Raw genomic sequence first — 5,439 nt, forward strand, 5'->3', positions numbered from 1 at the left:
GGCCGGGGCTGGCGGCCACGCCGCTGCTGGCCGGCTGCGGGATCGCTGCACGCGACTGGCGCCATTGCGCGGCATGCTCGCGCACGATCGCCGCCGCTTCATTGGCGTCGATCGTCGCGGCGTTTCCACCGGCGGGGCTGCGCAGCACCGCGCCCTGCTTGAGCAGGTTCACGTTGCCACGGATGAAGGCATCGGGATTGGCGCGCAGCAGCGCAATCATCGCCTGGTTGCGGTTGATGCCCTGCCCGCGCGCCACGCTGCCGGCAATCTGCGACAGCGTCTGGCCGCGCTGCACGGTGATGCTGCCATCGGCGGCCACGCTTGCGGGCGCGGGTGCGGGTGCGGGTGCAGGGGCGCGCGGGGTGCTGTTGCGCGGCGGCACCGGCACGGCGCGCGATGGGGTGGGGGCGGCTGCAACCGGGGTGGCCGGCTCAGCCGTCGGCACCGGATCGGGCTCGCGCACGATGGCGTTGGACATCGCGCCGGCCGGGGCGACGATCTCCGGTTCGGCCACGGCCAACGCGCTGTTGGGCGCATCGACCAGGGCGGAGTATTCGCGGACCAGGCGGCCCTGGCCCCAATCGGCTTCGATCAGGAAGTTCAGCGAGGGCGTGGTGACCGGGGCCTGCGTGCTGACCCGCACCACCGCCCGCCCCTGCGCGTTCTGGGTGAGCTCGAACTGCAGCTCACTGACCAGCCCGGCCGGGCGTTCCAGCCCGACCCGCGCGAAGGTGACCGGCGAGGCCAGGGCCACGCGCAGGTTCTGCAGCTCGGCTGGATCGGCCGAAATCACCGGAATTTCGGCCAGCAACGGCTGGCCGGGTTTGGACAGCACCCGGATATCGCCCAGCCCCAGGGCCATGGCGGAGCTGCTGGCCAGGGCCAGCAGCAGCGTGGACACATACTTGAGCGGGCGCAATGCGCCCGGAGCCCGGTTGTTCATGGCGGCCAATATAACGGCTCCCCCCGTGATCGGCGATGGTTCAATTGCAGCGGCCGATGGCATCCCCATGCCATCGGCACTGCGCGATCAGCCTTCGGCGGCGACCAGTTCGGCCAACTGCACGGCGTTGAGGGCGGCGCCCTTGCGGATGTTGTCCGACACGATCCACAGGTTCAGGCCACGCGGGTGCGAGAGATCCTCGCGGATCCGGCCGACATACACCGCATCGTTGCCCGAGGCGTGGGTGACCGGGGTCGGGTAACCGCCGGCTTCGTGCTTGTCGACCACTTCCACGCCGGGCGAGCGCGACAGCAGTTCGCGCGCGGCCTCCGGGGTGACCTTGTCGCGGGTTTCGATGGTCACCGCTTCGGAGTGGCCGTAGAACACCGGCACGCGCACCGCGGTGGGGTTCACCAGGATGCTGTCATCGCCAAGGATCTTGCGGGTTTCCCAGACCAGCTTCATCTCTTCCTTGGTGAAGCCGTTGTCCAGGAAGTCGTCGATGTGCGGGATCAGGTTGAAGGCGATCTGCACCGGGAAGCGCTGCGGGTCGATCTGCTGGAAGCTGAGCAGCTGGCCGGTCTGCTTGCCGAGTTCTTCCAGCGCCGAACGCCCGCCACCGGACACCGACTGGTAGGTGGCCACGTTGATGCGCACGATGCCGTACTGGCGGTGCAGCGGGGCGAGCGCGACCAGCATCTGCATGGTCGAGCAGTTCGGGTTGGCGATGATCCCGCGCGGGCGGTGCTTCAGCGCATCGGGGTTCACTTCGGAGACCACCAGCGGCACGTCATCGTCGTAACGGAACGCCGAGGAGTTGTCGATCACCACCGCACCGGCGGCGGCGAACTTCGGGCCGAACTCCTTGGACACGCTGCCACCTGCGGAGAACAGCGCGATGTCCACGCCGGTCGGGTCGAAGTCGGCCAGGTCCTGGACCTTGATCTTGTCGCCCTGGAAGTCGATTTCGCCACCGGCCGAACGCGAGGACGCGAGCAGGCTCAGCGTGGCGATCGGGAAGTTGCGCTCGGCCAGGATGGCCAGCATGGTTTCGCCGACAGCACCGGTGGCACCGACGACGGCGACGTGGAAACGACGATCTGGATTGTTCATGAGAACCTCTTGTTGGGGTGCCGACCTGCGGTCGGCAGCTACCGTGCTTTGGGGATGTGTACCAACCAACGGTTGATACCTACCGGAATTTGAAAGGGGTGTGCCAACCGACGGTTGGTACCTGCCACGCGCTGGGTTCGGGGAACCTCGCCTGCTGGTCGCGGAGGTTCCCTATCGTTTTGCGTCGTCGATGTTTTTGGCGCCCACGGTCGCGCCGCCGGCAACGGCGGCTTTCACGGCGTCGGCGTTGATCGCGCTCGGCGGGTTGCCGGCATGCGGGCCGAGGCCCAGCGCGGCGGTCAGGTTGTCCACCGCCAGCTGCACCATCGCCCGGCGCGTGGCCCGGCTGGCACTGCCGATATGCGGGGTCAGCACGATGTTGTGCAGGGCCAGCAGTTCCGGGCGTACCGTGGGCTCGCCTTCGAACACGTCCAGCCCGGCCGCTGCCAGGCGACCGTTGGCCAGGGCATCGGCCAGCGCGAGCTCGTCGACGATGCCACCGCGGGCGATGTTGACCAGGGTAGCGCTCGGCTTCATTTTCGCCAGCGCGTCCGCATCGATGATGTGGTGCGAGGAGGCGTTGTAGGGCAGCACCAGTACCAGGTGGTCGACCTGGGTGAGCAGGGTCTCCAGGTCCACGTACTGCGCGCCAACCTCGGCCTCGGTGGCCTCGGGCAGCCGCGAGCGGTTGTGGTACAGCACGCGCATGCCGAAGCCGAGCGCACCGCGCCGGGCGATGCCCTGCCCGATCCGGCCCATGCCCAGGATGCCCAGCGTGCTGCCGTGGATGTCGGCGCCGAGCATGGTCTGGAACGACCACTGGCCCCACTGGCCCTCGCGCAGCCAGCGTTCGGACTCGGTGATGCGCCGGGCGGTGGCCATCAGCAGCGCGAAGCCGAGGTCGGCGGTGGTTTCGGTCAACACGTCCGGGGTATTGCTGGCGAGGATACCGGCGGCACTGAGCGCCTCGACATCCAGGTTGTTGTAGCCGACGCCGACGTTGGCGATCGCGCGCAGCTGCGGCGCATTGGCAATCTCGGCCGCGCCGATGCGTTCGTTGAGGGTGATCAGCGCGCCGTCCACGCCTGCCAGCCGCTCGGCCAGCTGCTGCGGCGTGTAGCGGGTGACCTCGGCGGCCATGTCCAGGTCGACATGCTGCCCGAGCTGTTCGACGACGTCATCGAACAGCGGCTGGCTGACCCAGACCCGGGGACGCCGATCAACCATCGATCGTGCCCGGAATGCGCGGGGTGATGTCGCCGACATCGCCACACTGGGCGCGGTGGCGCAGCGCCTGGTCCATCAGCACCAGCGCCATCATCGCCTCGGCGATGGGCGTGGCACGGATGCCGACGCAGGGATCGTGGCGACCGGTGGTGATCACCTCGACCGCGTTGCCGTCGGCGTCCACGGTCGCGCCGGGCAGGCGCAGGCTGGAGGTCGGCTTGAGCACGATCGAGGCGGTGACCTGCTGGCCGGTGGAGATGCCACCGAGGATGCCACCGGCATGGTTGCTGGCAAAGCCCTCGGGGGTGATCAGGTCGCGGTGTTCGGTGCCCCGCTGGGTGACGCTGGCAAAGCCGTCGCCGATCTCCACGCCCTTGACCGCGTTGATGCTCATCAGCGCGGCGGCCAGTTCGCCGTCGAGCTTGCCGTAGATCGGCTCGCCCCAGCCCGGCGGCACGCCATCGGCGACCACGTTGACGCGCGCGCCAACCGAATCACCGGACTTGCGCAGCGCATCCATGTAGCTCTCCAGCGCCGGCACCTGTTCGGCGGCCGGCCAGAAGAACGGGTTGTCTTCCACCGCCGACCAGTCGTGCCCGGTCGGGGTGATCTCGCCCAGCTGGGAAAGGTAGCCGCGCACGGTCACGCCGAAGCGCTGCTGCAGCCACTTCTTGGCAATGACGCCCGCAGCCACGCGCATGGTGGTTTCGCGCGCGGACGAGCGGCCGCCACCGCGCGGGTCGCGGATGCCGTACTTCTGCCAGTAGCTGTAGTCGGCGTGGCCCGGGCGGAACTGCTGGGCGATGTTGGTGTAGTCCTTGCTGCGCTGGTCGGTGTTGCGGATCAGCAGCGCGATCGGGGTGCCGGTGGTACGCCCTTCGTACACGCCGGACAGGATCTCGATATCGTCGGTCTCGCGTCGCGCCGAGGTGTGCCGGCTCTTGCCGGTGGCGCGGCGCTGCAGGTCGTGGGCGAATTCATCGGCAGTGATGTCCAGCCCCGGCGGGCAGCCATCGATCACGCAGCCGATCGCCGGACCGTGCGATTCGCCGAAGGTGGTGACGGTCAGCAGTCTGCCGAAGCTGTTGGAACTCACGGCCGCTGCGCTGCCAGTTCGGTGATGCGGGCGCTGTGGGCGATCAGTTCACGGCATTCGACGGCGAAGATGCCCATCTGGCCAACCTTGAATTCGACCCAGGCAAAATCGACTTCCGGCAGCAGCTTGATCAGGTGCTGCTCGGATTCGCCCACTTCGCAGATCAGCAGACCGTCTTCGCTGAGGTGCAGCGGGGCGTCGCGCAGGATCTTGAGCACCAGGTCCAGGCCATCATCACCCGCACGCAGGCCCATTTCCGGCTCGTAGGAGTATTCCTTCGGCAGGGCATCGGTTTCGTCATTGGTGACGTAGGGCGGGTTGGTGACGATGAGGTCGTAATGGCGGCCGGTGAGGCCGTTGAACAGGTCGGACTTGAGCAGGGTGACGTTGTGCGCCTGCAGGCGTTCCTTGTTCTCATGCGCCAGCGCCAGGGCGTCGTCGCTGAGGTCCACGCCGTCCACTTCCCAGTTGGGGTAGTAGTGGCCCATGGCGATGGCGATGCAGCCCGAGCCGGTGCACAGGTCGAGGGCGCGATGGACGTCGCGGCCGGCGAGCCACGGCTCGAAACCGGTTTCGATGAGTTCGGCGATGGGCGAGCGCGGCACGAGGGCGCGGCTGTCGCTCTTGAAGCTGAGGCCGGCGAACCAGGCTTCACCGGTGAGGTAGGCGGCCGGGAGGCGTTCGGTGATGCGGCGTTCGAACAGGGCCAGGACCTCGGCCTTCTCCGGGGTGGTCACGCGCGCGGCGCCGTAGGCCGGACCGAGGTCGTGCGGCAGGTGCAGGCTGTGCAGGACCAGTTGGGTGGCTTCGTCCAGGGCGTTGTCGTAGCTGTGCCCGAAGGTCAGCCCGGCGGCGTTGAAACGGCTGGTGCCGTAGCGGATCAGGTCGATGATCGTATGGAGTTCGGCGGCCGTTTCGGCAGTCATGGCAAGGCAACAGACAAAGTGGCCCCCGATTATAGGCGACCCCATGCCCCCCGGCATCCGTTGCAGTCGAAAGTGGTTGTGTTGGGGGTTGGGGCGTTGGAGGCCTGAAGCAGGGTCAAGGTCAACGTCCACGG

At 68.0% G+C, this 5,439-nt stretch carries 5 protein-coding genes; all 5 read right to left on the reverse strand.

Annotation, left to right across the window (positions count from 1 at the left end):
- Positions 1-943: type IV pilus assembly protein FimV (locus tag AC1DQP_RS15685; protein ID WP_478051960.1), on the reverse strand; the 943-nt coding region annotated here is incomplete at its 3' end.
- Positions 944-1,030: 87 nt separating this feature from the next.
- A complete protein-coding gene (locus AC1DQP_RS15690; RefSeq protein ID WP_457319133.1) occupies positions 1,031-2,056 on the reverse strand; it encodes an aspartate-semialdehyde dehydrogenase in 1,026 nt (341 codons plus the stop codon).
- 171 nt (positions 2,057-2,227) lie between these two features.
- Entirely contained in the window at positions 2,228-3,283 is a 1,056-nt protein-coding gene (locus tag AC1DQP_RS15695) for a 2-hydroxyacid dehydrogenase (RefSeq protein WP_457319134.1), read from the reverse strand.
- Positions 3,276-4,379, reverse strand: a complete 1,104-nt coding sequence (aroC, locus tag AC1DQP_RS15700; RefSeq protein ID WP_478051961.1) for a chorismate synthase — start codon at positions 4,377-4,379, stop codon at positions 3,276-3,278. Before aroC ends, AC1DQP_RS15695 begins: the two co-directional genes overlap by 8 nt.
- A complete protein-coding gene (prmB, locus tag AC1DQP_RS15705; RefSeq protein WP_256774613.1) occupies positions 4,376-5,305 on the reverse strand; it encodes a 50S ribosomal protein L3 N(5)-glutamine methyltransferase in 930 nt (309 codons plus the stop codon). The genes aroC and prmB overlap by 4 nt, the downstream gene beginning before the upstream one ends.
- Positions 5,306-5,439: the final 134 nt, after the last annotated feature.

This window comes from Stenotrophomonas sp. P5_A8, assembly GCF_056400545.1.

Excerpts from the sequence above, each read along its gene's own strand:
- AC1DQP_RS15690 (WP_457319133.1), bottom strand. The coding sequence starts at position 2,056 with ATGAACAATCCAGATCGTCGTTTCCACGTCGCCGTCGTCGGTGCCACC.
- AC1DQP_RS15695 (WP_457319134.1), bottom strand. The coding sequence starts at position 3,283 with ATGGTTGATCGGCGTCCCCGGGTCTGGGTCAGCCAGCCGCTGTTCGAT.
- prmB (WP_256774613.1), bottom strand. The coding sequence starts at position 5,305 with ATGACTGCCGAAACGGCCGCCGAACTCCATACGATCATCGACCTGATC.